This is a genomic window from Nonomuraea sp. NPDC003727, from assembly GCF_053586935.1.
Map to the genome: position 1 here is coordinate 268,597 of NZ_JBSFNE010000013.1, position 24,049 is coordinate 292,645.

The window sequence follows — 24,049 nt, forward strand, 5'->3', positions numbered from 1 at the left end:
GATCGGTGATTTCTGCAGGTGACAACTGCCGGTGGCTCCGGTGATGTTCCCGCGATCGAATGAGAGCCCGCTCTCGATCAAGGAGATGACCATGACGACCATCGGTGGAGCGCTTGTCGTGCGCCCGGAGGAGGCCGAGGAGGTGGCCCTGCCGCACGGCGGCGGTTTCCGCCTGCTGGCCGACGCCGGCCATACCGGGGGTGCGCTGGGGGCCAACCGCCTCGTGCTGGGCGAAGGCGCCGTCGGCGCCCGCCCGCACCACCACGTCCGGTCCACGGAACTGTTCTACGTCGTCGACGGCGAGCTGGAGTTCTGGCTCGACGGCGCCACGACGCGGGTCGGCAGGGGCGCCGTGGTCGTGGTGCCGCCACGGATGCCGCACGCCTTCGGCGCGGCGCCCGCCCGCACCGCCGAACTGCTGGCGATCCTGGCACCCGGCGTCGACCGTTTCGGCTACTTCCGCGCTCTCGGGCGCATCCAGCACGGGCTGGACTCCTTCGAGAGCCTGCTGCCCGAGCAGGAACGGTACGACGTGCACTTCCTCGACGCCACCGTCTGGCCCCGCTGAGCAAGGAGTTCGCATGTCACACACCATCGCGACCACGGGCGCCTCGGCACCGGACAGGGATCACGGACCGCTGTCGACCGCGCTGCGCCTGGGGGCGCTCTTCGGGCCGGCGGTCTTCGGGGTCACGGCGGCCGGTGTGGCGCTCCCCCAGGTCGCGGCCGAGCTGCGGGCGCAGCCGGACGCCGTGGCGTGGGTGCTGACCGCCCACGCGCTGGCCCTCGGTGTGGGCACGGCCGTCTTCGGCCGCCTGGCCGACACCCGCGGCCTGCGCGTCGCGCTCTGGATCGGCGCGCTCCTGCTCGGCGCCGGAGCGATCATCTGCCTGGCCGCGCCGGGGCTGGGCGTTCTGGTGGCCGGGCGGCTGGTCCTCGCGGCCGGATCCGGCGCGATGGCCGCCGGCGGGGCGGCCCTGGCCGCGGCGGTGCCACCGGACCGCCGCTTCCGCGTCCTGGCCGGGTACGGCGTCGTCATCGCGGCGTTCGCGGCCTGCGCCACCCTGGTCGGCGGTGTCGTCGCGACGTGGGTCTCCTGGCGCGCGACGCTGATCCTCCCGGCGCTGTCGCTGGCCGCCGTACCCCTCTGCCTGCCCCTGGTACGGCGGGCCGGGACCGGCCGTAGCCTCGACGTGACCGGCGCCGCCCTGCTGACGCTGGTCGCGACCACGCTCCTGGTGGCCATCCAGTCCGGGACCCTTCGGCTGCCCGCCGCGCTGGTCGTCGCGCTGGTCTGCTGCCTCGTCCCCGCCGCCGCCGCGCTGGCCTGGTGGACCCGGCGGCACGCGGACGGCTTCCTCCCCCACGCGGTGATCACCGACCGCGCGTTCCTGGCGGCGGTCGCCATCGGCGCGAGCGTCTTCGCCGGGCTGTTCGCCACCATGTACGCGGCGCCGCAGATCCTGGCCCGATCCCACGGCTGGAGCGTGCTCGCCATCGGGGCGGCGCTGTTGCCCGGCGCCGTCGTGGGCGCCGTCCTCGCCCGTACGGCGGGAAGGTTCCACCCCGGCGACCGGCGCCGCCTGCTGGCCGCGACGGCGCTGGTCACCGCCGCCGCACTGGCCGTCGCCGCGACCGGCGCGGCCGGGCCATGGGCCGTGGTGGCCGCCGCCTCGCTCAGCCTGTCCGCCTTCGCCGTCACGCAGGTCGTCCTGACCGGCGAGATGTCGGCGCGGCTTCCGATCCAGCTACGCGGTGTGGGGATGGGGCTGCTCAACCTGACGTTCTTCGTCGGCGGCGCGGCCGGTTCCGCGGTGACCAGCGCGCTGTCGGGAGGACTGGGGCTGACCCGGGCGCTGGCCGTGGTCGCGGCGTTCTCGGTCGCCGCGGCGGTGCTGGCGCTGTCCACCCGCCCGGCCGAGACCGCGTGATGTGACCCGCCGGGGCGGTCCGCCGGTTGACCGGCCCGGATGGCGGGATCCGGGGTGGGCGGCCGCGCCCGCCCGCGCTCCGACGGCGTGCCCGATTCGGGTGGTTATCGCACCACAGGGGAAATGTTGCGGGATTGATGGCTGTGTCCTGAATGGATACCCTCCGGGAGGATTCACCTAGCCGTTCGGAGTCGTTCATGCGCGATGTGGGCGGGTTAGTCGGGCGTGAAACCGCGTTTCAGGCCCTCCTGGAGGCCATGACGCACCCACCGTCGGTGGCCCTGGTGGAGGGAGAGCCGGGCATCGGCAAGACCACGCTGGTGCACGCGGCGGCTCAGGCGCGCGGAACCGGCAGCACGCTCCTGCTCGGCCACTGCCACCAGCTGCGCGAGCCGTTCCCCTACGGCCCCGTCTTCGAGGCGCTGCGCGACCTGACGGACCGGCTGCCTCCCGTGGGGCGGCTCAACCCGGTGACCGGGGCGCTGCGCGGCCACCTGCCCGAACTGTCGGACGTGCTGCCCCCGGCGCCCGCCGAGCTGGCCGACCCCGGAGCCGAACGCCACCGGCTGTTCCGCGCCGTCCACGAGCTGCTGGCCGCGGCCGGCCCCGCCGTACTCGTCGTCGAGGACCTGCACTGGGCGGACGACGGCACCCAGGACCTGCTGCACTTCCTGCGGCGCAGGCCCCCGGAAGGGCTCACGCTCGTCCTGACCTACCGCAGGCAGGACCTGCCCGCCGCCGGGCTGCCGCTCGTCGCCTCCTACCGCCAGTCGCCCGAGGCCACCAGTGTGCTGATCCCCCTCGGCCCGCTCGACGCCCGCGACGTCGGGCTGCTGGCGGCCACCCTGCTCGACCGGCCCGAGCTGCCGCCGGAGTTCGTCACCCGGCTGCACGAGCGCACCTCCGGCATCCCGTTCCTGGTGGAGGAGGTGGTGCGCTCGCTGGGCGACGACTGGCGTCCCGAGGCGCTCGACCGCGCGGGGGTGCCGCTGCTGCTGCGCGAGTCGATGACCGAGCGGCTGGCCAGGCTCTCCCCCGTGGCTCTCGGCATCGTCCGGGCCGCGGCCGTCCTGCGCCTGCCGGTCGGAGAGGCGCAGCTCGCCGCGGTGGCCGGCGACACGGGCGGGCTGGTCGAGGCGCTGCGGCTCGGCGTGCTCCACGAGTACCCCGACGGCAGGTACGGCTTCCGCCACACCCTCGCCCAGGAGGCCGTGTACGACACGATCCCCGGCCCCGACCGCAGGCTCGCCCACGAGCGGGCCGTCGCCACGCTGGCCACGGGCGACCCCCCGCCCCTGGTCCAGCTCACCTTCCACGCGCGCAGGTCGGGCGACACGGCGGCCTGGCTGAGGTACGGCGCCGCGGCGGCGGCCCGCGCGGCGGCCGTGGGCGACACCCCTCTCGCGGTCGAGGTTCTGGAGGAGATGCTCGCCGACCCCAAGCTGCCGGAATCCGAGCAGGCCGCGCTGGTGCTCATGCTGGGCCGCCTGTCGCTGGCCGGCCTGTCCTACCCGCGGGTGATCAGGCTGCTCAGGCACCTGCTCGCCGACGACCGGCTCTCCCGCGACCTGCGCGGCGAGGCGCGGCTGTCGCTCGGGCTGATGCTGTTCGGTCAGGGCGGCGACGTGGCCGCGGGACGCTCGGCGATCCTGACAGCCGTGGAGGAGCTGGGCGACCGGCCCCTGGCGGCGAGGGGCCTGGCCGCGCTGGCGATGCCCGCGTGGGGCGAGGAGAGCCTGCCGACGCACGAGAAGTGGATGGCGTGGGCGGAGGAGCTGGCCGCCACCTCCGACGACGCCGAACTCACGGCGGCGGTGCGCGGGAACAGGGCGGCGCTGGCCATGGCGGTCGGCGCGCCGGAGGCCGGCGCCCTGGCCGCCGCGCTGCCCGCCACGGACCCGTCGGCCGCCGTCCGCAGGCAGGTGGCGCGCAGCTACTGCAACCTGTACGACATGGCGGCCAACCTGGGCCGCTACGCCGAGGCCGAGACGTACGGCAGGCAGGTGCGCACGCTGGCCGAGGAGACGGGGGCGTTCTTCCCCGCCCAGCTCGCCCAGGGGGTGACGCTGCGCGTCGACCTGATGACCGGCCGGTGGGACGGCCTGGCGGCCAGGGCGGCCGCCGCGACCGAGGCCGTGGAGGAGTCGCCGGTGGCGGCGATGGAGGCGCACTTCGTGCTCGGCCGGCTCGCGCTGGCCTCGGGCGAGTGGGCCGAGGCCGCCGCCCGCCTGCGCGCGGCGGGGCTCGACGACCCCGGCGAACGCTACCTGCCGCTGGTGCTGGCCGCGTGGGGCGGCCTCATCGAGCTGCTGCTCGCCAGGGGCGAACTCGCGCGCGCGGTGGCGGAGTCGGGCAGGGCGGTGGCCAGGCTGCGCGACAAGGGGGTGTGGGTCTGGGGCGACGAGGTCGTGCCGCCCGCCGTCACCGCGCTTGTCGAGGTCGGCCGGGTGACCGAGGCGGCCGAGCTGACGTCGTTGTTCGCCGAGGGGATCGCCGGGAGGGCGGCGCCGTCCGCGGCGGCCGCGGTGCGTCTCGCGCGGGGCGCCGTCGAGAGCGCGCAGGACAGGCACGAGAGCGCCGCCGAGCAGTTCGCGCTGGCGCGGGCCGCCTACGCCGCCATGCCGCAGCCGTATGCCGCGGCCCGCGCGGGAGAGGCGGAGGCCCGCGCCAGGCTCGCCCTGGGTGACCGTACGGCCGCCGCCGCGGCGCTGGCCGAGGCCGCCGAACGCTTCACCGCGCTGGGCGCCACCCGTGACGCCGCCCGATGCCGTCACGAGCTGCGCGAGTGCGGCGTGCCCACCCCCGGGATGCGCCGCAGGGCCTCCGGCCTGCTGTCGCCCCGGGAGCGGGAGGTGGCCAGGCTGGTCGCGCTCGGCCGGACCAACAAGGAGATCGCCGAGGTGCTGTTCCTGTCGCGCCGTACGGTCGACACCCACGTGGCCACCCTGCTGCGCAAGCTCGGGGTGCGCTCGCGCACCGAGATCGTGGTCCCGGCCGAGGATCCGGCCGGGACCACGGGTGCCTCCTAGACGGTGATGCTCCAGGAGTCCAGGATTCCGTTGTCGAAGAAGTAGACGTCCTCGATCTCCAGCACCCATGTGCCGGCCGCCGGCTGGGTCACGGGCACCGAGAAGTTCCTGGTGCCGAAGACCGAGCAGGAGGTGCCGCCGGCCGACCTGAGCTTGTACCACGCGCCGTTCGGGCCGCGCAGCCAGATCTCCAGGTCCTCGATGCAGGTGTGCGTGCTGGTGATCGAGACCTTCACCGGCGAGACGGCGTTACCGCTGGCGGTGGAGGTGATCGGGCTCTGGACGGTCGAGAAGTCGTTGATGCGGTAGTCGGTGTCGTTGCGGAAGGTGCGCCCGGGCTGGGAGGTCTGCACGGTCAGCGTGTACACCGTGGTGTGGCTGCCCGTCTCGCCGGTGCCGACGATCGTCAGCTGGTGGTTGCCCGCCGGGGTGCCGGCACCGGTGGTGATCGTCAGCGTGGAGCTGGCGCCCGAGGTCACCGACGACGGGTTGAAGTTGACCGTGACCCCTGCGGGCAGGCCGGTGATGGTCAGGTTGACCGTCTGCGCGGTGCCCGCGGTGGTCTGGGTGGCCACCGTCGTGGTGGTCGCCTGACCGGCCTGGACGGTGCCCGAGGAGGGGTTCACCGCGACGGAGAAGTCACGCGAGGTGGGCGTGCCCACCGCCAGCTTCCAGATGGCGTACGCCGAGGCGTCGGCGGCCCGGTCCAGGATCGTGTCGTTGATGTTGGTGGTGGTGTCGCAGGAGGCGTGGTAGCAGGAGTCGTAGGCCTGGCCTGCCGTGCCGCCCCACTTGGCGGCCTGTGCCGACGACTTGGTGTTGCTGGCGCCGGCCGCCACACCCGAGGTCGCGATGCCCGCGTTGCGGAAGGAGGCGTCGTCGGAGCGGTTGGCGCCCTCGGTGTTCTCCTCCGGCTGCAGGTTCAGCGCGTCGTAGAACGCCTTGAGGTGGGTGGCCGCGGTGGTGGTGATGTTGTTGATGAAGTAGCCGCCGTTGCGCGAGCCGACCATGTCGAAGTTGTGGTAGACCTGGATCTTCGAGCGCTCGGCCGAGCTGAGAGAGGCGACATAGCCCTCGGAGCCGTTGAGACCCTGCTCCTCGTCGCTCCACCAGCCGAACCTGACGTGCTTGGCCATCGTCGGGTTCTTGGCGGCCAGTGTCAGCGCGACCTCGAGCAGCGCGCCGGAGCCCGAGCCGTTGTCGTTGATGCCGGGTCCGGCGGAGACGCTGTCGAGGTGCGCGCCTGCCATGATCACCTGGTTGGCGTCACCGCCCGGCCAGTCCGCGATCAGGTTGGGTCCCGCTCCCGAGCTGCAGGTGGAGCCGCAGTTCTGCCGTACGACCGTGTACCCGGCGGCGCGCAGCTTGTCCTCCAGGTAGGTGACCGAGGCGGTGTAGCCGGGGCCGGTGGACCTGCGGTTGCCGCCGTTGTTCGTGGCGATCGTCTGCAGCTGCGCCAGGTGCGCCTTCACGTTGGCCAGGCTGACGTCCGGCGGGTCGGTCGGGTTGGGGCCGCCGCCCACGGTCAGGGCGTAGGTGGCGGTGTGGGTCGCCGTCTGGCCGGTGCCGGTGACGGTCACGGTGAAGGTGCCGGCCGGCGTCGAACCGGTCGTCGCGATCGTCAGCGTGGAGGAGTTCCCGCTGGTCACCGAGGTGGGGTTGAACGTGGCCGTGGCACCGGCGGGGAGCCCGGAGGCGGTCAGGTTCACCGTCTGCGCGGCGCCCGCCGTGGTCTGGGTGCCGACGGTGGTGGTCGCCGACTGCCCTGCCTGGACGGTGCCGGAGCCCGGGTTGGTGCTGATGGAGAAGTCCTGGCTCTGCCCGGTGCAGGTGGGCTCGCCGGCCTGCGCGGGCACGCTCACCGCGTTCCACGCCGCCTTGGTGGTGGCGCACTCGGGGCTGTTGGCGCCGTACAGCTCGGCCGCCGCGGCCAGCGACGCGGAGCGGACGTTCGCGTACCGCCAGGAGGAGGTCTTGCGGGCCAGCGCGCCCATGAAGATCTTGCCGGCCTTCTGGACGCCGACGCCGGTCACCGACGAGGGCCCGCCGGAACAGATCGGGCTGGGCGGCTTGCCGCCGCCCGGCGCCGACCCTTCGGCCAGCAGGTAGAACCAGTGGTTGAGCGGGCCGGCCGCCGCGTGCACCTCGGTGTTGGGAATCGAGGTCGACCAGCAGTTCGGGTCGCCGACGCGCGACGGGTTGTACATGTACCTGATCGGGCCGTCGCCGACCAGGTTGACCTCCTCGCCCACCTCGTAGTCGGGCGGGTCTCCCGCGTTGTTGGCGTAGTGCTCGGTCAGGGCGCCGAAGATGTCGCCGGTGCCCTCGTTGATGCCGCCGTTCTCGTTGCCGGACCCGGCGCCGCCGGGAGTGGTCTGGAAGATGGCGTGGCCGAACTCGTGGCCGACGACGTCGATCGGGGTCGCCTGGCGCTGGTTGTCCTGGGAGTGGCCGAAGTTGGTGTAGCTGCCGTTCCAGTAGGCGTTGACGTCGGAGAGCCCGACCCTGGCGGGGAATCCGCGACCCTGGCCGTCGATGCCGTTGCGGCCGAGCCAGTCACGCAGCATGTCCCATTCCCGCTGCACGCTGTACAGCGCGTCGACGCAGGCGGTCTCCAGGTCGGTGCCGGAGTTGTTGCCCCAGGTGTCGTCGGGTCCCGTGTACGGCTGGCCGTTCTGGCCGCCGCACTGGATGCCGGGGCGGGAGGTGTCGACCATCCGGTAGGTGCCGCTGGACTGGCTGGTGTCGATGGTCACGCCGGAGTAGTAGTTGCCGTTGCCCGTGCCGGCCTTGACCTCGTCGTAGAAGTCGGCGACCCGGCCCGTGCGGGCGTCGACGAACACGTGCTGGCGGCTCGGCTTGCCGTCGGCGACGCCGGAGACGACGGTCTCCCACGCCAGCCTGGGTTGCCCGCCCCAGGCGAGCACGACCAGGCGGGGCGCCTCGCTGTCGTCGACCTTGGACAGCCTCCCCCTGGAGACCTCGATCGCCCGCTCGGCGGTGACCCGCGGCCGGACGTTCAGGTTCTGGGGGGCGGGGCCCGAGGCGGCGGTGGTGTCGCGCACCCGCCCCTCGGAGTCGGTGACGACGACCGCGTCGCCGCCGACGACCGGCAGGCCCTTGTAGGTGCGGTCGTAAGAGACGTAGAACATGCCACTGGCGCCGGCCGTCACGGCGCGGCGCCAGTAGGTCTCGTCAGGTCCCTTGCGTAACTCGTCCAGGCCGCTGGAGACGGCCTGGTCGGCCGCCTTCGCGGCCAGGCTCGCGGGATCGTTGCCCGCTGTCAGGTTCTGCTGGGGTTTCACGCCGGGAGGCGCGCTTGCGGCGGCGGGGTTGACCACCAGCGCAGTCGTGGTCGCCAGCCCGGCGACTGCCGCGAGAACGGATCTGCGTCTCACTCGCCAGTCCTTTCATGCGGCCGTCCACGCCGGCCCGTTCGCTGAGCGGGCCGGGTGGAGGGCGGGGGGTGTTCGGCGGCTTGACAGTAGATCCGAACTGGCGGACAAGATATCCGTATGAATATCGGTACCAGTACCGAATTAGGACACGGGAGGAGAGGGCGGGCGGCGCCCGTGGCGCGGCGGCCACCCCCTCCAGGACGGCACGGCACCGTCTCGTAGGCGGATGCACGAGGGTGGCTCGGCCCGAGGTCGGTGCTAGCGTGTGCCCGTGTCGAAAACGGACAAGGTGCGCCGTCGCTGAGAGCGACGGCGCAAAACCCCAGTTCTCGCCGTCGCTCCTGACCCTGTGGCCAGGAGCGCCTTCGTGGCGCTCGGACTTCCCTTGTTCCGGAGCGCATCCGTGTTCGCCTTGTCTCTTCGTCAACGTCGGCGTGTCCTTGTCGCCGACCTCATCTCCACCGCGGTCTTCCCGCTCGCGATCACCGGCGCGACGGCGATCGCCCCCGATGTGAGCGCGCGGCTCCCAGGTGCGGACGCCCTGGGTCCGTGGATCGTCCTCGCCTACAACGGGCTCTTCGCCGCGGCCCTCCTGCTGGCGGGGGCGAGCGCGGATCGCACCGCCCGCACCCGGTTCTTCGCCGTCGGCAACATCGTCGTCGCGGCCACCGGGATCCTGTCCGCCTTCGCCCCGGACCTGCCGTCTCTGGTCGCCCTTCGCGCGGTCGCCGGCGTCGGGGCGGCCATGTGCGCCGCCGGCGGATCCTCGATGGTCCTGGCCGTCTACCCGCCGGAGGAGCGTCCTCGGGTGTACGGCTACGCGGGCGCCGTGCTGGGCAGCAGCCTGGCGCTGGGACCGATCGTCGCCCAGGCCCTCACGGCCGTCGGAGGCTGGCCCCTCGTCTTCGTCGCGCCGGCGGCCGTCGCCGCCGTCGCGGCCCTGACCACACTCGGGCTTCCTGGTCTTCGCAGCCCCGAGGTGCCCGACGACTTCGACCGTGCCGGAGCCGTCCTGTTCGGGCTGACCATCGCCGCCGCGGTGACCGCACTCGGGCTGGGCCTGGGGACCGGCGTCCCCTGGTGGGGGCCGGGCGCGCTCGTCCTCGTCGCGGCGGCCGCCGCCACCGGGCTCGTCCGCGTGGAACGGCGCGCGTCCGATCCCGCGATCCCCCTGGACCTGTTGCGGATCCCCGCCTACCGGGCGTACGCCCTGGCGACGGGTGCCTTCATGGGGATGCTGGTGGTGGGGTTGACCGTGCTCCCGCAGCTCGCCGCTGTCCGGGACATGGGCCCAGGCGAGGCCGCGGTCATGCTCAGCCTGCTGACCGTGCCGTCCACGGTCCTGCCGCTTGTCGCCGCACGGCTCGCCCGCCGGGCGGCTCGGCCGCTGGTGACAACCGCCCTGTCGGCCTGCACCGCCACCGCGCTCGCCCTGCAGGTCACCGACCATCCTGCCGCTCTTCTCGCCGCGGCCGGGGTCATCGGACTGTGTCTGGGCCTGACCGAAGGCGTCCCTGACGGGCAGGCACTGACGTACGTGCCCTCCCAGCGCGGAGGTGCGGGCGCCGCACTGTTCAGCACGGCGCGGATGAGCGTGGAAACACTCACCCTGGCGGCGGCCACCGGGGTGATGGCGGCGCTGGGTCCTGCATCCGGCATGGCGGTCGCCGGCGCCATGTGCCTCCTGGCCGGCTTCGCCGTCCGCCGGACCGCCTCCTCCCGCGACGCATAGCCGGGGAACGCACTCCCCTGGGCGCACGCCGTCGCGGCGTGCGCCCCGCTCGCTCATGGGACCGGCTCATCCACCGGCGGCCATCACCTCCTCGGGGAGGGCGGCCGAGGTCTTCCGGCGAGTGACGAGGGTGACGGCCAGCGAAGCCGCCATCAGCGCCACACCGAACCAGAAGGCACTCCTGACACCCACGTTGTCGGCGAACACCCCACCGAAGAACGCTCCGAGCGCGATGGCCGTGTTGTATCCCAAGGTGTTGAGTGACATGGCCGCTTCGAAGGTGTCGGGCGCGGCGGCGAGCGTCATGTTGATCTGGCACAGGTTCACGGCGCCGAAGGAGACTCCCCACAGGGCCACCGAGACGATCAGGCCGACCTGTACGTGACCGATCGTGAGCAACAGCAGCAAGGACGCCACGAGTCCCGCGCAGGCGACGACGAAGCTCGCCCTCAGATTCTTGGTCGCGGTGTATCCGGCGACGAAGTTCCCGGCCGCGCCTCCGACACCATAGATCACCAGCAGTGCGGTGATGAAGGCGGGCGTGGCGGCTGAGCCGTCCTCCACGAAGGGGCGCAGAAAGGTGTACGCCCCGAAGTGGCCGAGCACGTACAGCACGACGGTGAACATCACCGCACGTAGCCGGGTGTTCTTGAGCGGGAGCCCGAAGACCTCCCGGACCGGGACCGCGTTCTCCGACGGCAGCGAGGGAATGACGGCAGCGACCGCGAGGAACACCAGCGCGCCGAGGCCGCTCCAGATGAGAAACGTCGTGCGCCAGCTGGTGAGGCTCTCGAGGAAGGTTCCCAGCGGGATGCCCACCACCGTGGCGATCGAGATGCCGGACAACGCGACCGCGGCCGCCCTGCTCGCGTGGCGGCCCGGAACGAGGCGCATCGCCATGCTCACGCCGATGGCCCAGAACACCCCGTTGGCGAATCCCATGACCAGCCGCGTCGTCAAGACCAGCGGAAAGTTCGGCGAGACGGCGGTGACCAGGTTGCCCAGGACCAGTACCGCCAGCAGCGCGGACAGCAGGACGCGCCGGTTGACCCGCCTGGTCCAGGCCACGATGAACGGGACGCCCAGCCCGGCCGAGATGCCGTACAAGGTGACCATCAGCCCGGCGATTCCCACAGATATGCCCAGGCTTGCGCTCACCGGAGTAAGAAGGCCGACGGGCATCAGCTCGGTCGTGACGAAGACGAACAGGCTGGCCGTGATGACGGCGACACCCAGCCATGACCTCAGGGCCGAGTGCGGGTGCTCATCGTGTGTGGTCTGTGTGGTCATTGCTTCTCTCTGTTTGTCCGGATGAACGGCGATGGCGCCCGAAATCTCTTCGCTGGATGTCGCCCGCGCGCCGTCATGAACGCTTCCCTTCCACCGGGGTTGTCGCTGTCAGGGGAAACACGCGGGCGCCGCCCCCTGCGTCGCCCGGCCAGGGTTGCGCGAGCAGGACGGCAGCGATGATCACCACGGTTCCGGCCAGCTGCGGAACCGACAGCGTCTGGCGGAGGAACAGGTATCCGAGGAGGGTCGCGACGATCGGGCTGACCAGGGCGAGGAAGGAGACCGCCGGGGCCGGCAACCGTTCGATCCCGCGGAACCAGATCGCATAGCTGATGACGGCGCCCAGGGACATCAGATAGCCGAACCCGATGATGTTGGTGCCGCTGATGGTGGTCGGCAGCCCTTCGACGGCCAGCGTGAAGGGCGACAACACGAGTCCGCCCGCGACGAGTTGCCAGCCGGTGAAGGGAAGGAGCCCCACCCCGGCCGGGCGTCCCCACAGTTTGGTCAGCGTGATGCCGGCAGCCATGCAGGCCGCTCCGGCCAGGGCCGCCGCCACACCGACGACATCGGCTGCCGCCGTTCCCTTGAACACCAGCAGCGCCACGCCGCCTGCGCCCAGGACGCAGGCTGCCACCTGCTGGTACCGGATGCTGTCCCCGATGAGGAGCGCCGCCAGGACCAGGACCAGCATCGGCTGCACCGCCATGATCATCGCCGCTGTACCCCCTGGCAGGTGGTAGGCCGCGACGAACAGCAGGAAGTTGAACGCGCCGATGTTGAGCGTCCCGAGCACCAGGGCGCGCCACAGCCAGATCCCGGTCGGCAGCGTGCGGGCGAAGACCATCAGGATGAGACCCGCGGGAAGCGCCCGCACGGTGGCGGCCAGCAGCGGGCGGTCCGGCGGCAACCACTCGGTCGCCACCAGGTAGGTGCTCCCCCAGATCGCCGGTGCCAGCGCCGTCACACCCGCGGTGAGGAGTGGCCGGCCGCTGCGGCGGCATTTATCTTCCATGGAAGATAATTTATTTTCCGGGGAAGCTATAGTCAAGGCATGACAACGCCCACCGACCCTGACGGCGTGGATCGGATCGTCGCGCAGTGGCGCCGCGAGCGGCCTGACCTCGACCCCAGCCCGATGCACGTGATCGGGCGGATCAGCCGGCTGCACTGGGCTTTCCACGAGCGGCTGCTGCGCGTCTTCGCCCGCTATGACCTGGGCCGGGGGGAGTTCGACGTGCTGGCCACGCTGCGCCGCGCCGGCGAGCCGTACGAGCTGACCGCCGGCGAGCTGTGGGGGGCGACCATGGTCACCTCCGGGGCCGTCACCAAGCGGGTGGACCGGTTGGAGCGGGCCGGGCTGGTCGCCCGCCGAGCCGCCGAGGACGACGCGCGCGGCCGGCTGGTCAAGCTGACCGACCAGGGCCTGCAGGTCATCGACGACGCCATCGTGGCGCACGTGCGCCACGAGACCCAGCTGCTTTCCGGCCTGACCGATTCGGAGCGAAGCACCCTCACCGACCTGCTGCGCAAGCTGGGCCAGACGCTGCCCGAGGACTAGCGATCGGGATCGGGTGGCACGCCGACGGCGCCGGCCGTCCCGGCTGAGACCCACCGGGCGACGCGCCTTGCCGCGGCTGGGCGACTTCTTGCATGATCGACTCTTCGGCAAGGCTGGGAGGGCGGATGCGGGACAACGGCTGTCGGCACGGCAGGCTCGGCGGCGCGGGCGCATGAAGGATCGGCTGATCGAGATCGCCGCGGCGGTCCTGCCGGGGACGCCCGTGGACGGCGCCGTCCTGGCCGGCGGGCAGTTCCACGACGTCGTGCTGCTGCCGGGTGTGGCGGCCGTACGGGTGGCGCGCCACGAGAGCGCCGCGGCCGAGCTGCCCAGGCGTACGGCGCTGCTGGCCCGCCTGGCCGCGCTCGGCCTCCCGTTCCGCGTGCCCGAGCCACTCGGTCCGGTCACGACGGTCGACGGCCTCGCGGCCGTGGCGCTGAGCTGGGTCGGCGGCGCCGCGCACCCCAAGGGCAGCGGCGATCCCGTACGGCTGCGCGGACTCCTGGAAGCTCTCGCGGCCGTCGACGTCACCGCCGTCGAGGACCTGCTGGACGTCCCGCACGCCTACGCGGGAGGGGAGCGCTGGGAGGAACTGCTCCTCGAGGAAGTCCTGCCCAGGCTGCCGGGTCACGTGCGCGGCGAGGCGCGGCGCAGGATCGAGGCCGCCGCCGGGCTGGGGCAGGTGCCGGCCCGGCTCGTCCACGGCGACCTGGCGGGCGACAACGTGCACTGGGGGCCGGACGGCGCCGTGGTGGGCGTCCTCGACTGGGACCTCGCCTCGCCCTTCGACCCCGCGGTCGACGCCGCCTGCCTCGCCTGGCACGGGTGGGAGGCGGTCGCGGCGGCCGTCGACGGCGAGACGTACCGGAGGGCACGCGTGTGGGCGGCGACCTTCGCCGTCGAGGGGGTCGGCGCCGCGCTGCTGAACGGCGAGCCGGTGGATCGGCAGATCGCGGCGGCGACCCGAACGCTGGAAACCATGGGGTGAGGCGGTGCACGACCGCTCGGACAGGCGAGCCGGCCCGCGCCGCCGCCTGTCCGCCCAGGCGTCGAGACAGGGGAAACCTGTGCCCGCCCCTCGGCGAGGCCGGACCGAAGGTTACGCCGTCTCCCCGACGGCCGAGACCGCCGCGGCCCGCTGCCGGGTGACGCGGCGGCGCCGGGTCGGCAGCCGGAGCGTCGGGTTGGCGACGGCCCATGCGGCGCTCTTGCAGATCAGCTCCTTGTAGACGGCGGCGAGCCGTCCGGTCAGGACCGCCCGCACGGCGCGGTCGTCGGCGGTGACGTACTGGATCAAGCCCTCCTGACGGCCCAGCGAGACGCACTGGTTGAAGTAGCGGATCGGCACGTTCGGGAGCTTCCCGCCGGTCAGCCGCGCCGCGATCGCGCCGGCGGCCTGCCACGCGGTCGGGGTTCCCGAGGCGCACGACATCCGCAGCGGCTTGCCGCCGGGACCCGTCACCATGGCCGCGTCGCCCACGGCGTAGACGTCCGGGTGCGAGACCGAGCGCATCGTCCCGTCGACCACGATCTGGCCGCTGGCGGTGACCTCCAGGGCGGTCGCCTGCGCGATCGGGTGGACCGCGAAGCCGGTGGTCCACACGGTGACCGCGGCCGGGATGACCTTGCCGTCGGCGGTGGCGACGTGATCGGCTTCGACGCCGGTGACGGCGGCGTGCTCGTGCGCGGTGATCCTGAGCTTGCCGAACACTCTGCGCAGGTGCTCGCGGCCCTTGGGCGAGAGCCAGTCACCGAGGCCGCCGCGGGCGACGAGGGCGACGTCGAGGTCCGGCCGGGCCTCGGCGATCTCGGTGGCGGCCTCCAGGCCGGTGAGACCGCCGCCGACGACGACCACGGCCTGCCCGGCGTCGAGGCGGGCCAGGCGCTCGCGCAGCCGGAGCGCTCCGGGACGGCCGGCGATCTCATAGGCGTGCTCGGCGGTCCCAGGGACGTCCTGGGCGTTCGAGCCGCTGCCGAGGGCGTAGACGAGCGTGTCGTAGGCGAGCTCTCCGGCGCCGTCCGCGTCGACGACGGCGACCGTCTTGCGGTCGACGTCGACGCCGGTGACCTTCGCGAGCCTCAGTTCGACGCCGGTGCCCGCGAACATCTCGCTGAACGGCCGGGGCCTGAGGTCCTGGCCGGCCGCCAGCTGGTGCATGCGGACGCGTTCGACAAAGTCGGGCTCGGCGTTGACGAGGGTGATGGCCACGTCCTCGCGGTGGAGCCGCTTGGCGAGGCGGCCGGCGGCGACGGCTCCGGCGTATCCGGCTCCGAGGACGACGATGCGGTGCTGCATGTCCTTGCTCCTGTCCTACGCGGGTTCGCCCCTTGAACCGGGCAGCCCGCCGTTTCCTGACAGGAACGCGATGTGAAACACCTCACATGACGGGTCAGACGCTGAACAGGGGCTCCCCGTGGTCGGTGGCCGCCCACTGCGCGGTCGCGCGTTCGAGCTTGTCGGGGTTGACCTGGTGACGGAATGCGGCGATGCCCTCGGCGGTGACCTCCAGACACATGACGCCGACGACCCGGCCGCCCACGACGGCCACGACGGCGGGGTCGCCGTTGGCGGTCCAGGCGTAGATCTCGGATGTGCCGCCGACCAGGGCGCGCTTCGCCTTGCCGGGTTTGAAAAGGCCCCACAGGAACCTCGCGACCGCGACTGCGCCCTCGAACGCCTTCGCACGGGCCGGGACCTTCCCGCCGCCGTCGCCGACGGAGACGGCGTCCGCGGTGAGCAGGCGCACGAGCGGCTCGGTCCGGCCGCTGGTGGCGGCCGCCAGGAACTCCTCGACGATCCGCCGGGCGGTGGCCTCGTCGATCTCGGTGCGGGCCTTGCCGTCCGCGACGTGCTTCTTGGCACGGTGGAAGATCTGCTGGCTGGCGGCCTCGGTGACGTCGAGGATCTCGGCGATCTCCCGGTGCGGGTAGTCGAAGGCCTCCCGCAGCACGTACACCGCCCGCTCGTTGGGGGAAAGGCGCTCCATGAGGGTGAGGACCGCGTACGAGACCGATTCGCGCTGCTCGGCGGTTTCGGCCGGGCCGAGCATCGAATCCCCGCCGAGCAGCGGCTCGGGAAGCCATTGGCCCACGTAGGTCTCGCGGCGCGCCCGCGCGGAGGTGAGCTGGTTGAGGCACAGGTTGGTGAGGGCCTTCGTCAGCCAGGCCTCGGGGACCTCGATACGGTCGACGTCGGCGGCCTGCCAGCGCAGGAACGTCTCCTGCACGGCGTCCTCCGCCTCCCCGGCGGAGCCGAGCAGACGGTAGGCGATGGCTTCCAGGCGCGGCCTGGAAGCCTCGAACCGGTCGACGTCGTTCACGGTCAAGGGCATGGCCCGATCCTAGGCCGCGCGGCATCGACCGCCGCGGCGACGGGGCCCTTCGCCGTTCGATACGCCATCCGACCTCGCGGACGTCGCCTCGCCCAGGCGAAGCTCACGGACGCAGCAGTTGCCGCACCCGTGCCGCCTCCCGCGTGAGGTGGTCGCGCTCCGGCACGCTGGTAGCGGCGCGGGAGGCCTCGGCATACAGCTCGGCGGCGTGCTCGAGGTTCCCGGCGCGTTCGTGCAGGTATGCCGTCACCGCGGCGTAACGCGGCAGGTCGGGGCGCACGTCAGCCAGCGCCGCCAGGCCGGCCTGCGGACCGTCGGCCTCCCCGACCGCCACCGCGCGGTTGAGCCGCACCACCGGGCTGCCGGTGAGGAGCAGCAGTTCGTCGTACCACTCCACGATCTGCACCCAGTCCGTCTCGGCTGCCGTCCTGGCGTCCGCGTGCAGGGCGGCGATCGCGGCCTGCGCCTGGTATTCGCCCAGCCGGTCGCGGGCCAGCGCGGCCTGCAGAATCGTCACCCCCTCGGCGATCAGGCCGGTGTCCCAGCGCGAGCGGTCCTGCTCACCGAGCGGCACCAGGCGACCTCCCGGACCGGTGCGAGACGCGCGGCGCGCATGGTGCAGCAGCATGAGCGCGAGCAGCCCCGCGACCTCGGGCTCGTCGGTCAAGGCGACGACCTGGCGGGTGAGGCGGATCGCCTCGGCCGCCAGGTCGACCTTTCCGCTGTACCCCTCGTTGAAGACGAGGTAGAGCACGCGCAGCACCGTCCCCAGATCGCCGGGCTGGTCGAGCGGCAGCCCCGCGATCCGCCGCTTGGCCCGGCTGATCCGCTGCGCCATGGTCGCCTCGGGGACGAGGTACGCCGTCGCGATCTGCCGCGTGGTCAGGCCACCGACCGCGCGTAGCGTCAGGGCGACGGCCGAGGTCTGCGGCAGGGTGGGGTGCGCGCACAGGAAGTAGAGCCGCAGCGTGTCGTCCGTGGCGGGCACCGGACCGGCGGGCGGCTCGACCTCCACGGCCAGTTCGCGCCCCCGCCGCGACGCCTCGGCACGGGCGGCGTCGAGGAACCTGTGCCACGCGACCGCGACGAGCCATGCCTTCGGATCGCGCGGTGGATCGTCCGGCCAGGTTTCCAGCGCCCGGATCAGGGCCTCCTGCACGGCGTCCTCGGCCGACGCGAAGTCTGCTCCGCGCCGGACGAGGACACCGATCACCCCGGGCACGAGCTCCCGCAGCAGCGACTCTTTCACTCTTTTACTTTTTCACTTTTTCACTCGGTCACTCGGTCTCTGCTCACTCGGTCCTTGGTCCGTGGTCACTCGGTCACCGTGGGCGCCTCGGCGAGAAACGGCCGGACCTCGAGCCACTCGTGGATCGGCTCGCCGCCGGCCCCGGGAGCGGCGGACAGTTCCCCGGCCAGCTGGACCGCGCGATCCCAGGACTCCACGTCGATGACCATCCAGCCGGCGATGAGGTCCTTGGTCTCGGCGAACGGTCCGTCGGTCACCGGTGGGCGCCCCTCGCCGTCGTACCGCACGAACGCGCCCTCGGGCGCCAGTGCCTGTCCGTCGACGAACTCACCCGTCTCCTCCAGGCGGGCCGCGAAGTCGCTCATGTACTGCACGTGCGCGTCGACCTCCTCCGGCGTCCATCGGTCCATCGGCACACAGTTGACAGCGGGGGTGGGGCCGCCTCGGTAGTGCTTCAGCAGCAGGTACTTCATGGTGGTTCTCCCTCTTCGTCACGCGGCCCACCGTGGCCACTCGTGTCCCTGGGACGAAGCCGACACCACATTCTCGACATCCAGCGGCACACAGACTTCCAGAACCTTCTTCTGCCCGTCACCGCCCTGCCGAGCCGCCCGTACCGCATGCCGCCGCCGACGAGGGCGATCGATTGAGCCGCGGACAGATGGCGTCCTCCATGAGGTGGTGCCGGACCCGGGCTCGGCAGGGCCGGGCAACCCAAGAAGAGGCGCAGACATGTCTCATCGTGATTTATGGGCGGGACTTGCCGGGCGCCCCCGCTCAGGGGACTCTAGTGATTCAGGTTCGGGTGACCATCAGGCGCGGCGGCGCCTTCAGCCTTTCAGCGCCGGACGACACTATTCACAATCGCTCACTTCTCTTTGGACCTGCTTCTCCTTGGCGCCGAAGGCCTTGAAGTCGTTGCTGACGTCCAGCTTGCCGTCGACGATGTCCCGCAAGGTGGTCTGATCGCCGTACTTCACCATCACGCCGGCCATGCAGTCGAGGGCCGAAGCCGGGAGCTCCTTGGTCTCCGGCACTTTATTCGTCATGGCGTCGATCAGGGCCGCCTTGTCGACGGGCTTGGTGCCGGCATCGCCTGCGGTGCCCGCACCTCCTCCGCAGGCAGAAGCTGCCGAGACCAGGGCGACGGCCGTAAAGGCCATCACACAGGTTTCGCATCGTTCTCCCCTCATGCTCTTGTCCAGGACGTGCCGTTCGTTTCTATGAGCCGTCACAACGAGCGGATGTGACCGACAAAAGATCACGATCTTCTAACGGGACGGCTCTCATGCCCGAGGCGCGGCAGGGACAAACCGTGCATGCGATCAGTAATCAGATAATCACAAAATGTCACCGAATGTGGCGTGGTCCACATGTGCCCCCGAACCCCCGGGAACAGACAAAACGGGCAGAAGGCCCACAAAACGGGTGTTGGGGGGTTCGGATGTCACTGCGCGTCCCGTTCGTAGCGGTCGCAGTCGCGGCCGCCACGCTGCTCCTGGCCACAGGCCTGGCGGCGTCAGCGACGGCCAAGGTTCCCGAGCAGGACACACTCTTTCTCCGTCAGGCACACCAAGGAAACCTCGCCGAGATCGCCGCCGGAACCGCCGCGCAGGAGAAGGCCGAGGCCGACGTCGTCCGGGCGATCGGAGCCGATCTCATCGCCGACCACACCAGGCTCGATGCCGCGCTCAAGCAGACCGCGCGCGCCTTGCGGGTGTCACTGCCATCACGACCGTCGGCGAACCAGCGGGCCGCTCACAAGCGGCTGGCAGCCCTGTCCGGCGCCGCCTTCGACCAGGCGTGGACGCAAGCGATGATCGAAGGACACCGGATGGCGTTGCAGCTGGGCGAGCGGGAACTACGGGAAGGCACCTCGGCGAAGGCCAAGGAGATCGCCTCATCCAGCACACCGGTCATCCAAGGGCATCTGGACCGGCTGCTCGAAGCGCAGAAGACGCTGGGCGCACCACGGGCGGTTCCAGCCGGCGACGGCGGCCGGGCCGGCGCCGGGACGATGCGACAGCAGGGCCTCGGCGCCGGCGTGCTCGCCGCCGGTTTGGCGCTCGCCCTCACCGGCATCGTGGTGTGGAGGCGTGCCCGCGTGAGGCAGCGCTGAAGCAGGCGGGTGCGACGATGACGCTGCTCGGTACGGTGCTCGCCTGCTGCGGCGGCACCGTGCTGCTCGGCAGCGCCCTCACCCCCGCACCCTCATCACTGAACGCCGGTCTCGTCCCGTCAACCGCGGCCGGTCTCGTCCCGTCAACTGCGGCCGGTCTCGTTCCGCCGACTGCGGCCGGGTCCAGCTCGCGCGCCGGCGGTGGAGGTTCGCCGCCGGTGCGCCTCCGCATTCCCGCCCTGCAGATCAGCGCGGACATCCGTCCGGTCGGTGTGGACGCGCACGGGGCTTTGCGGGTCCCCTCAAGTGCGCGCGTGCTGGGCTGGTGGAGCGGCGGGGCCGGTCCTGGATCCGGCGCGGGCCGCGTAGTGATCGCTGGACATGTCGACTCCATCCGGCAAGGTCCTGGGGCCTTCTTCCGGTTGACCCAAGTGGTGCTGGGACAACAGGTGCTGCTGCGTACCGCCGACGGACGCTCCCGCTCCTACCGCGTCGTCGCTCGCCGCTTCTACCGCAAGGAGCAACTTCCAGCACAGGTCTTCGCCCGCACGGGTCCGCCGTGCCTGGTACTCATCACCTGCGCGGGCCCTTTCGACCGACGAACCGGCCACTACCGGGACAATCTCGTGATCTACGCTTCGCCCGCCTGAAGACCACGTACGTCAATAGGCAGACCCAAGCGGTCCCGTCCGAACGTGATCCCGCGGTGCGGGCGGTCCGGCCCATCGAGCCCGTGCTGTCGACGAGGCGTGCACCTGCGCGGCTCCACCGAACCCACCCCGGCGATGACCGAGGCCGCCAACCCGAAGGGCGGCATGACGGCGGGGACATCGCCGCCGAAAAAGTTGGCTGACTAACTGTGGACGCCTGCCTTCGGCGACTGCTACGGTTCCAATCAGTCAGCCAACTAACTAACTCACTCACGGAGACCTCCCATGATCGTTGTCACTGGCGCCACAGGTAATGTCGGACGCGAGCTGACCGGATCGCTCGCCGCCGCCGCCGAACAGGTGACCGCGGTGTCCCGCCGCCCAGGGCCACTGCCGGAAGGGGTACGGCACAGCGCCGGCGACCTGGCCGACCCGGCGAGCCTGAAGGCGGCCTTCACCGGTGCCGACGCGTTGTTCCTTCTGGTGGCGGGCGAGGATCCGCAGGAGATCCTCGAAGTGGCCAAGGCGGGCGGGATCCGCCGGGTGGTGCTGCTGTCCTCCCAGGGCGCCGGGACCAGGCCGCAGGTCTACCGCCATGCGGTCACCTTCGAGGAGGCGGTCCGGGCCTCCGGGCTGGAGTGGACGATCCTGCGCCCGACCGGGTTCGACTCCAACGCCCTCGCCTGGGCCGAACCGATCCGCGCCGAACGCACGGCCGCCGCCCCCTTCGCCGATGTGGGACTGCCCACCATCGACCCGGCCGACATCGCCGACGTCGCGGCCGTGGTGCTGCGGGAGCCCGGGCACGCCGGTCGTGTCTACGAGTTGACCGGACCCGAGCCTGTCACCCCGCGGGAACGCGCCTCGGCGATCGCCGCGGCGCTGGGCGCGAAGGTGCGGTTCGCGGAGCAGACCCGCGAGGAGGCCCGGGCGCAGATGCTGCGGTTCATGCCGGAGGCGGTCGTCGAGGGCACGCTCGCCATCCTCGGCGACCCGGCCGAGGCCGAGCGGCGGGTCAGCCCGGACGTCGAGCGGATCCTGGGTCGCGCGCCGCGCACGTTCGCCGAGTGGGCGGCCCGCCACGTGGCGGCGTTCCGATGAACGCCCCGGCCGCCGCCCTGAGCCCGCGCGTCGCCGCGTTCCTGGCGGAGCCGTACGTCGCGACCCTCACCACGTTGCGTCCCGACGGGTCCCCGCACGTCGTGGCCGTCCGGTTCACCTGGGACGCCGCCGCGGGCCTGGCCCGGGTGCTGACCGTCGCGACGACGCGCAAGGCACGCAACCTGCTCGCCCGGCCCGGCGGTCGGGCCGCGCTCTGCCAGGTCGACGGCTACCGCTGGGTCACCCTCGAAGGCTCCGCCACGGTGTCGGACGACCCGCCGCGGGTGGCCGAGGCCGTCCGCCGCTACACCGAACGCTACTTCTCGCCGCCACCCGCTCCACCCGGCAGGGTCGTCCTGGAGATCGCGGTGCACCGGCTGACACAACTCAACATCTGAAGGAAAGCACGATGCCGAACCAGCAAGTCCTCGACTCCACAATGTTCTATCGGGAGACCGGCGCCGGGAGACCGATCGTCTTCCTGCACGGCAACCCGACCTCCTCCCACCTGTGGCGCCATGTCCTGCCCGCCATGGGACCGGGACGCCTGCTGGCCCCCGACCTGATCGGCATGGGCGAGTCCAGCAAGCCGGACGTCGAGTACACCTTCGCCGACCACGCCCGCTACCTGGAAGCCTGGTTCGACGCCCTCGCGCTGGACGACGTGGTCCTGGTGGGCCACGACTGGGGCGGCGCGCTGGCTTTCGACTGGGCCGCACGCCACCCGGGCCGGGTCAGCGGCATCGCCTTCACCGAGACCATCGTCAAGCCGATGACCTGGGAAGAGTTCCCCGAGGGCGGCCGCGAGCTGTTCCGGGCCATCAAGACCGGCGGCGTGGGAGAGAAGATGATCCTCGACGACAACGCCTTCCTCCTCCAGGGCCTCCCCGGCACGATGGCCACCGCGATGTCACCGGAGGACCTCGAGGTGTACGGCCGGCCGTACCCGACCAGGGAAAGCCGCCTGCCGCTGCTGCGATGGCCGCGTTCGATGCCTCTGGGCGGCGAGCCGGAGGACGTCGTGGCCAGGGTCGAGGCCTACGACAGGTGGCTGGCCACCAGCGTCGAGGTGCCGAAGCTGCTGATCACCTTCCGGCCCGGTCCTGGCACCATGATGGGCCCCGCGCTCCTCGACTGGTGCGCGGCCACCATGGCGAACCTGGAGATCGCCGGGCACGACGCGATCGCCGGACACCACACGCCCGAGGACCAGCCCGAGGCCATCGCGTCGGCGATCCGGTCCTGGATGGATGCCCACGGCCTGGCTCCCTGACGGACAGGATCAACGCCCAGGTCCGGATCTCCCCGGCCTGGGCTGTCTCATGAGGGCTGCGCCATCGTGAGCTGGGCTGCGGGGAGCCTGACCGGCACGGCGCCGAACCCCTGGGACCCGCCGACACCTGGCAGCTTGGGACGAAGGCCGCCTACGACGTGTCCGATCGCCGGGCAGGGCACCTCAAGCGTCGGTGGTGCGGCTCGCGTGCTCACAGGTCTTGCGTCCATACGCCGGGAAGGTGTTCGTCGGGTCTCAACCACAGGTGGGGCTGGTGGTCGCGGCAGCGGTCGTCCCCCTCCGGCTGCCAGGGGAAGGTGCCATCCGGGGCAGGCCATACGACCTGGAGGAACGGGAAGGGCGGCCGCTGGTAGAAGTCGATCGCCGTGCCGAAGAAGGCTCGATGCCAGCGATGGTCGACTGCCTTGAGAGCGACGGGGTGCCGGTCGACGATGTCGTGCCACTCTTGACCAGCCTCCAGCGTCAGGCCGGCGGCCACCTTGTCGCCGAGGGCGTTGAGGCAGGTCTGCATGTCGTGGATGTCCAGGCCGAACATGGCCAACTCGGGTGAGCGGTAGTGGTGCCACAGCCCGATGGTGAAGGCCCAACCTGGCCCGTGCTCGTCATGGGGAATCATCACGACTTGCCAGCCGTGCTCCTGAACCTTCTCGATCGTCAGCTGAGCACGACGATCCAGCTCGCCGGGGTCGTTGCAGAGGACACAGTGGCATGCGGTCAGATCGACAGGCATGGGCGTGAGCGTACGGGATGTCAGTGAAGAGGGCGGCCACCAGTCCGCCCTCGATCTGGGCGAGACAGTGCACCAGGGACTCTCGGCGCATCGTCATGTCCTCCGTGGTGACACCGAGACCGGGAAGCCGGTCCCAGATCGCGCGGGCGCGGTCGGGTGGCACGGCCCGAACGCCGTTGGCGAGCCGGTGCAGCGTGTCGCGCCGCGCCGTCAGATCGTCGATGCGGCCGGCGAGGCGCCGTTCGACGTCGACGAGCGCGGCGCCGAACCGGTCGGGATCGGCGTCCGGGGCGAGTGCACGTTGCTCGTCCGATCAGCGTGCGCCCTGACGTGATGCCAAGGGCAGCGAAGTCCGGTCATGTCCGCCCGCCCTCAACCCCGAAACCGGCGAACAGGGGTCGCCGTAGCATCCGCCGGCGGCGATCAGGTCTGATGCGGTGTCGTGTCAGCGCCGTGTCAGCACGGCAACGGCCCGGTATCAGGGCGGTCGGGGATGGTGGACGCCATGGAACACACCGTCACAACGCTGCCGACCTCGCGTCAGCCCGGCTGTCCCTTCGACCCGCCCAAGGAGCTGATCGAGGCGCGCGAGCACGGTCCGATCAGCCGCTTCCCCTTCCCCGACGGGCACGA

21 protein-coding genes and 1 pseudogene are annotated in these 24,049 nt (G+C 71.8%); 13 read left to right on the top strand and 9 right to left on the bottom strand.

The window, feature by feature from the left end; all coding sequences use genetic code 11:
* Nucleotides 1-91: 91 nt before the first annotated feature.
* The 3 genes from ACWDLG_RS31690 to ACWDLG_RS31700 all read left to right on the top strand — a co-directional run bounded on the left by ACWDLG_RS31690 (nt 92) and on the right by ACWDLG_RS31700 (nt 4,960).
* The gene (locus ACWDLG_RS31690; RefSeq protein ID WP_449927027.1) at nt 92-568 is read left to right on the top strand and encodes a cupin domain-containing protein; all 477 of its coding nucleotides are present in this window, start codon (nt 92-94) and stop codon (nt 566-568) included.
* 13 nt (nt 569-581) lie between these two features.
* The gene (locus ACWDLG_RS31695; RefSeq protein WP_449927029.1) at nt 582-1,931 is read left to right on the top strand and encodes an MFS transporter; all 1,350 of its coding nucleotides are present in this window, start codon (nt 582-584) and stop codon (nt 1,929-1,931) included.
* 257 nt (nt 1,932-2,188) lie between these two features.
* Nucleotides 2,189-4,960, top strand: a complete 2,772-nt coding sequence (locus tag ACWDLG_RS31700) for a helix-turn-helix transcriptional regulator (protein ID WP_449927031.1) — start codon at nt 2,189-2,191, stop codon at nt 4,958-4,960.
* Here the strand turns inward: ACWDLG_RS31700 and ACWDLG_RS31705 are convergent.
* Nucleotides 4,957-8,358, bottom strand: coding sequence for a M28 family peptidase (locus tag ACWDLG_RS31705; protein WP_449927033.1), 3,402 nt, complete (start codon nt 8,356-8,358; stop codon nt 4,957-4,959). The two genes, ACWDLG_RS31700 and ACWDLG_RS31705, sit on opposite strands and share 4 nt — an antisense overlap.
* Before the next feature lie 403 nt (nt 8,359-8,761).
* Between ACWDLG_RS31705 and ACWDLG_RS31710 the strand changes: the two genes are divergently transcribed.
* On the top strand, nt 8,762-10,090 hold the full coding sequence (locus tag ACWDLG_RS31710) for an MFS transporter (RefSeq protein WP_449927035.1): 1,329 nt from the start codon (nt 8,762-8,764) through the stop codon (nt 10,088-10,090).
* A gap of 66 nt (nt 10,091-10,156) precedes the next feature.
* On the opposite strand, the gene ACWDLG_RS31715 is transcribed toward ACWDLG_RS31710, so the two are convergent.
* Nucleotides 10,157-11,380 carry an MFS transporter gene (locus tag ACWDLG_RS31715; RefSeq protein WP_449927037.1) on the bottom strand — a complete coding sequence of 408 codons (1,224 nt, stop codon included), beginning with the start codon at nt 11,378-11,380 and terminating at the stop codon, nt 10,157-10,159.
* Between the two features lie 73 nt (nt 11,381-11,453).
* Nucleotides 11,454-12,395 (bottom strand): EamA family transporter, encoded by a 942-nt coding sequence (locus tag ACWDLG_RS31720; protein WP_449927088.1) that lies wholly within the window; start codon nt 12,393-12,395, stop codon nt 11,454-11,456.
* Nucleotides 12,396-12,434: 39 nt separating this feature from the next.
* On the opposite strand from ACWDLG_RS31720, the gene ACWDLG_RS31725 reads away from it, so the two are divergent.
* Nucleotides 12,435-12,941 carry a MarR family winged helix-turn-helix transcriptional regulator gene (locus tag ACWDLG_RS31725; protein ID WP_354918835.1) on the top strand — a complete coding sequence of 169 codons (507 nt, stop codon included), beginning with the start codon at nt 12,435-12,437 and terminating at the stop codon, nt 12,939-12,941.
* A 172-nt stretch (nt 12,942-13,113) separates the two neighbouring features.
* Nucleotides 13,114-13,929: a phosphotransferase family protein gene (locus ACWDLG_RS31730; protein WP_449927039.1), complete on the top strand. Its 816-nt coding sequence runs from the start codon at nt 13,114-13,116 to the stop codon at nt 13,927-13,929.
* Between the two features lie 111 nt (nt 13,930-14,040).
* On the opposite strand, the gene ACWDLG_RS31735 is transcribed toward ACWDLG_RS31730, so the two are convergent.
* The 5 genes from ACWDLG_RS31735 to ACWDLG_RS31755 form a co-directional block, all read right to left on the bottom strand.
* Complete coding sequence (locus tag ACWDLG_RS31735; protein ID WP_449927042.1) at nt 14,041-15,237, bottom strand: NAD(P)/FAD-dependent oxidoreductase; 1,197 nt, start codon at nt 15,235-15,237, stop codon at nt 14,041-14,043.
* 94 nt (nt 15,238-15,331) lie between these two features.
* Nucleotides 15,332-16,273: an RNA polymerase sigma-70 factor gene (locus ACWDLG_RS31740; RefSeq protein WP_449927044.1), complete on the bottom strand. Its 942-nt coding sequence runs from the start codon at nt 16,271-16,273 to the stop codon at nt 15,332-15,334.
* Between the two features lie 103 nt (nt 16,274-16,376).
* Complete coding sequence (locus ACWDLG_RS31745) at nt 16,377-17,522, bottom strand: RNA polymerase sigma factor (protein ID WP_449927047.1); 1,146 nt, start codon at nt 17,520-17,522, stop codon at nt 16,377-16,379.
* A 65-nt stretch (nt 17,523-17,587) separates the two neighbouring features.
* On the bottom strand, nt 17,588-17,995 hold the full coding sequence (locus ACWDLG_RS31750; protein WP_449927049.1) for a YciI family protein: 408 nt from the start codon (nt 17,993-17,995) through the stop codon (nt 17,588-17,590).
* A 381-nt stretch (nt 17,996-18,376) separates the two neighbouring features.
* Nucleotides 18,377-18,715 carry a hypothetical protein gene (locus tag ACWDLG_RS31755; RefSeq protein ID WP_449927051.1) on the bottom strand — a complete coding sequence of 113 codons (339 nt, stop codon included), beginning with the start codon at nt 18,713-18,715 and terminating at the stop codon, nt 18,377-18,379.
* A 251-nt stretch (nt 18,716-18,966) separates the two neighbouring features.
* On the opposite strand from ACWDLG_RS31755, the gene ACWDLG_RS31760 reads away from it, so the two are divergent.
* From ACWDLG_RS31760 to ACWDLG_RS31780, 5 genes are all read left to right on the top strand, one after another.
* Nucleotides 18,967-19,641, top strand: coding sequence for a DUF4142 domain-containing protein (locus ACWDLG_RS31760; protein ID WP_449927053.1), 675 nt, complete (start codon nt 18,967-18,969; stop codon nt 19,639-19,641).
* Nucleotides 19,642-19,658: 17 nt separating this feature from the next.
* Nucleotides 19,659-20,291: a class F sortase gene (locus ACWDLG_RS31765; RefSeq protein WP_449927054.1), complete on the top strand. Its 633-nt coding sequence runs from the start codon at nt 19,659-19,661 to the stop codon at nt 20,289-20,291.
* A gap of 285 nt (nt 20,292-20,576) precedes the next feature.
* Complete coding sequence (locus ACWDLG_RS31770) at nt 20,577-21,392, top strand: NAD(P)H-binding protein (RefSeq protein WP_449927056.1); 816 nt, start codon at nt 20,577-20,579, stop codon at nt 21,390-21,392.
* Nucleotides 21,389-21,790 carry a pyridoxamine 5'-phosphate oxidase family protein gene (locus tag ACWDLG_RS31775; protein WP_449927059.1) on the top strand — a complete coding sequence of 134 codons (402 nt, stop codon included), beginning with the start codon at nt 21,389-21,391 and terminating at the stop codon, nt 21,788-21,790. Before ACWDLG_RS31770 ends, ACWDLG_RS31775 begins: the two co-directional genes overlap by 4 nt.
* Nucleotides 21,791-21,801: 11 nt before the next feature.
* Complete coding sequence (locus ACWDLG_RS31780; RefSeq protein WP_449927062.1) at nt 21,802-22,665, top strand: haloalkane dehalogenase; 864 nt, start codon at nt 21,802-21,804, stop codon at nt 22,663-22,665.
* 211 nt (nt 22,666-22,876) lie between these two features.
* On the opposite strand, the gene ACWDLG_RS31785 is transcribed toward ACWDLG_RS31780, so the two are convergent.
* Nucleotides 22,877-23,416, bottom strand: a complete 540-nt coding sequence (locus tag ACWDLG_RS31785) for a DUF4262 domain-containing protein (RefSeq protein ID WP_449927065.1) — start codon at nt 23,414-23,416, stop codon at nt 22,877-22,879.
* Here ACWDLG_RS31785 and ACWDLG_RS31790 point away from each other — a divergent pair.
* A complete protein-coding gene (locus ACWDLG_RS31790) occupies nt 23,415-23,750 on the top strand; it encodes a hypothetical protein (RefSeq protein ID WP_449927068.1) in 336 nt (111 codons plus the stop codon). The two genes, ACWDLG_RS31785 and ACWDLG_RS31790, sit on opposite strands and share 2 nt — an antisense overlap.
* Before the next feature lie 171 nt (nt 23,751-23,921).
* Nucleotides 23,922-24,049 (top strand): annotated as a pseudogene (locus ACWDLG_RS31795) (cytochrome P450); the annotation flags it as partial.

What these genes read in the sequence shown, in the direction of transcription:
- ACWDLG_RS31695 (WP_449927029.1), top strand. Translation starts at nt 582, where the DNA reads ATGTCACACACCATCGCGACCACGGGCGCCTCGGCACCGGACAGGGAT.
- ACWDLG_RS31750 (WP_449927049.1), bottom strand. Translation starts at nt 17,995, where the DNA reads ATGAAGTACCTGCTGCTGAAGCACTACCGAGGCGGCCCCACCCCCGCT.
- ACWDLG_RS31725 (WP_354918835.1), top strand. Translation starts at nt 12,435, where the DNA reads ATGACAACGCCCACCGACCCTGACGGCGTGGATCGGATCGTCGCGCAG.
- ACWDLG_RS31790 (WP_449927068.1), top strand. Translation starts at nt 23,415, where the DNA reads ATGGGCGTGAGCGTACGGGATGTCAGTGAAGAGGGCGGCCACCAGTCC.
- ACWDLG_RS31730 (WP_449927039.1), top strand. Translation starts at nt 13,114, where the DNA reads ATGAAGGATCGGCTGATCGAGATCGCCGCGGCGGTCCTGCCGGGGACG.
- ACWDLG_RS31770 (WP_449927056.1), top strand. Translation starts at nt 20,577, where the DNA reads ATGATCGTTGTCACTGGCGCCACAGGTAATGTCGGACGCGAGCTGACC.
- ACWDLG_RS31755 (WP_449927051.1), bottom strand. Translation starts at nt 18,715, where the DNA reads ATGAGGGGAGAACGATGCGAAACCTGTGTGATGGCCTTTACGGCCGTC.
- ACWDLG_RS31765 (WP_449927054.1), top strand. Translation starts at nt 19,659, where the DNA reads ATGACGCTGCTCGGTACGGTGCTCGCCTGCTGCGGCGGCACCGTGCTG.
- ACWDLG_RS31780 (WP_449927062.1), top strand. Translation starts at nt 21,802, where the DNA reads ATGCCGAACCAGCAAGTCCTCGACTCCACAATGTTCTATCGGGAGACC.
- ACWDLG_RS31760 (WP_449927053.1), top strand. Translation starts at nt 18,967, where the DNA reads ATGTCACTGCGCGTCCCGTTCGTAGCGGTCGCAGTCGCGGCCGCCACG.
- ACWDLG_RS31775 (WP_449927059.1), top strand. Translation starts at nt 21,389, where the DNA reads ATGAACGCCCCGGCCGCCGCCCTGAGCCCGCGCGTCGCCGCGTTCCTG.
- ACWDLG_RS31740 (WP_449927044.1), bottom strand. Translation starts at nt 16,273, where the DNA reads ATGCCCTTGACCGTGAACGACGTCGACCGGTTCGAGGCTTCCAGGCCG.
- ACWDLG_RS31720 (WP_449927088.1), bottom strand. Translation starts at nt 12,395, where the DNA reads ATGGAAGATAAATGCCGCCGCAGCGGCCGGCCACTCCTCACCGCGGGT.
- ACWDLG_RS31715 (WP_449927037.1), bottom strand. Translation starts at nt 11,380, where the DNA reads ATGACCACACAGACCACACACGATGAGCACCCGCACTCGGCCCTGAGG.
- ACWDLG_RS31690 (WP_449927027.1), top strand. Translation starts at nt 92, where the DNA reads ATGACGACCATCGGTGGAGCGCTTGTCGTGCGCCCGGAGGAGGCCGAG.
- ACWDLG_RS31735 (WP_449927042.1), bottom strand. Translation starts at nt 15,237, where the DNA reads ATGCAGCACCGCATCGTCGTCCTCGGAGCCGGATACGCCGGAGCCGTC.
- ACWDLG_RS31785 (WP_449927065.1), bottom strand. Translation starts at nt 23,416, where the DNA reads ATGCCTGTCGATCTGACCGCATGCCACTGTGTCCTCTGCAACGACCCC.
- ACWDLG_RS31700 (WP_449927031.1), top strand. Translation starts at nt 2,189, where the DNA reads ATGACGCACCCACCGTCGGTGGCCCTGGTGGAGGGAGAGCCGGGCATC.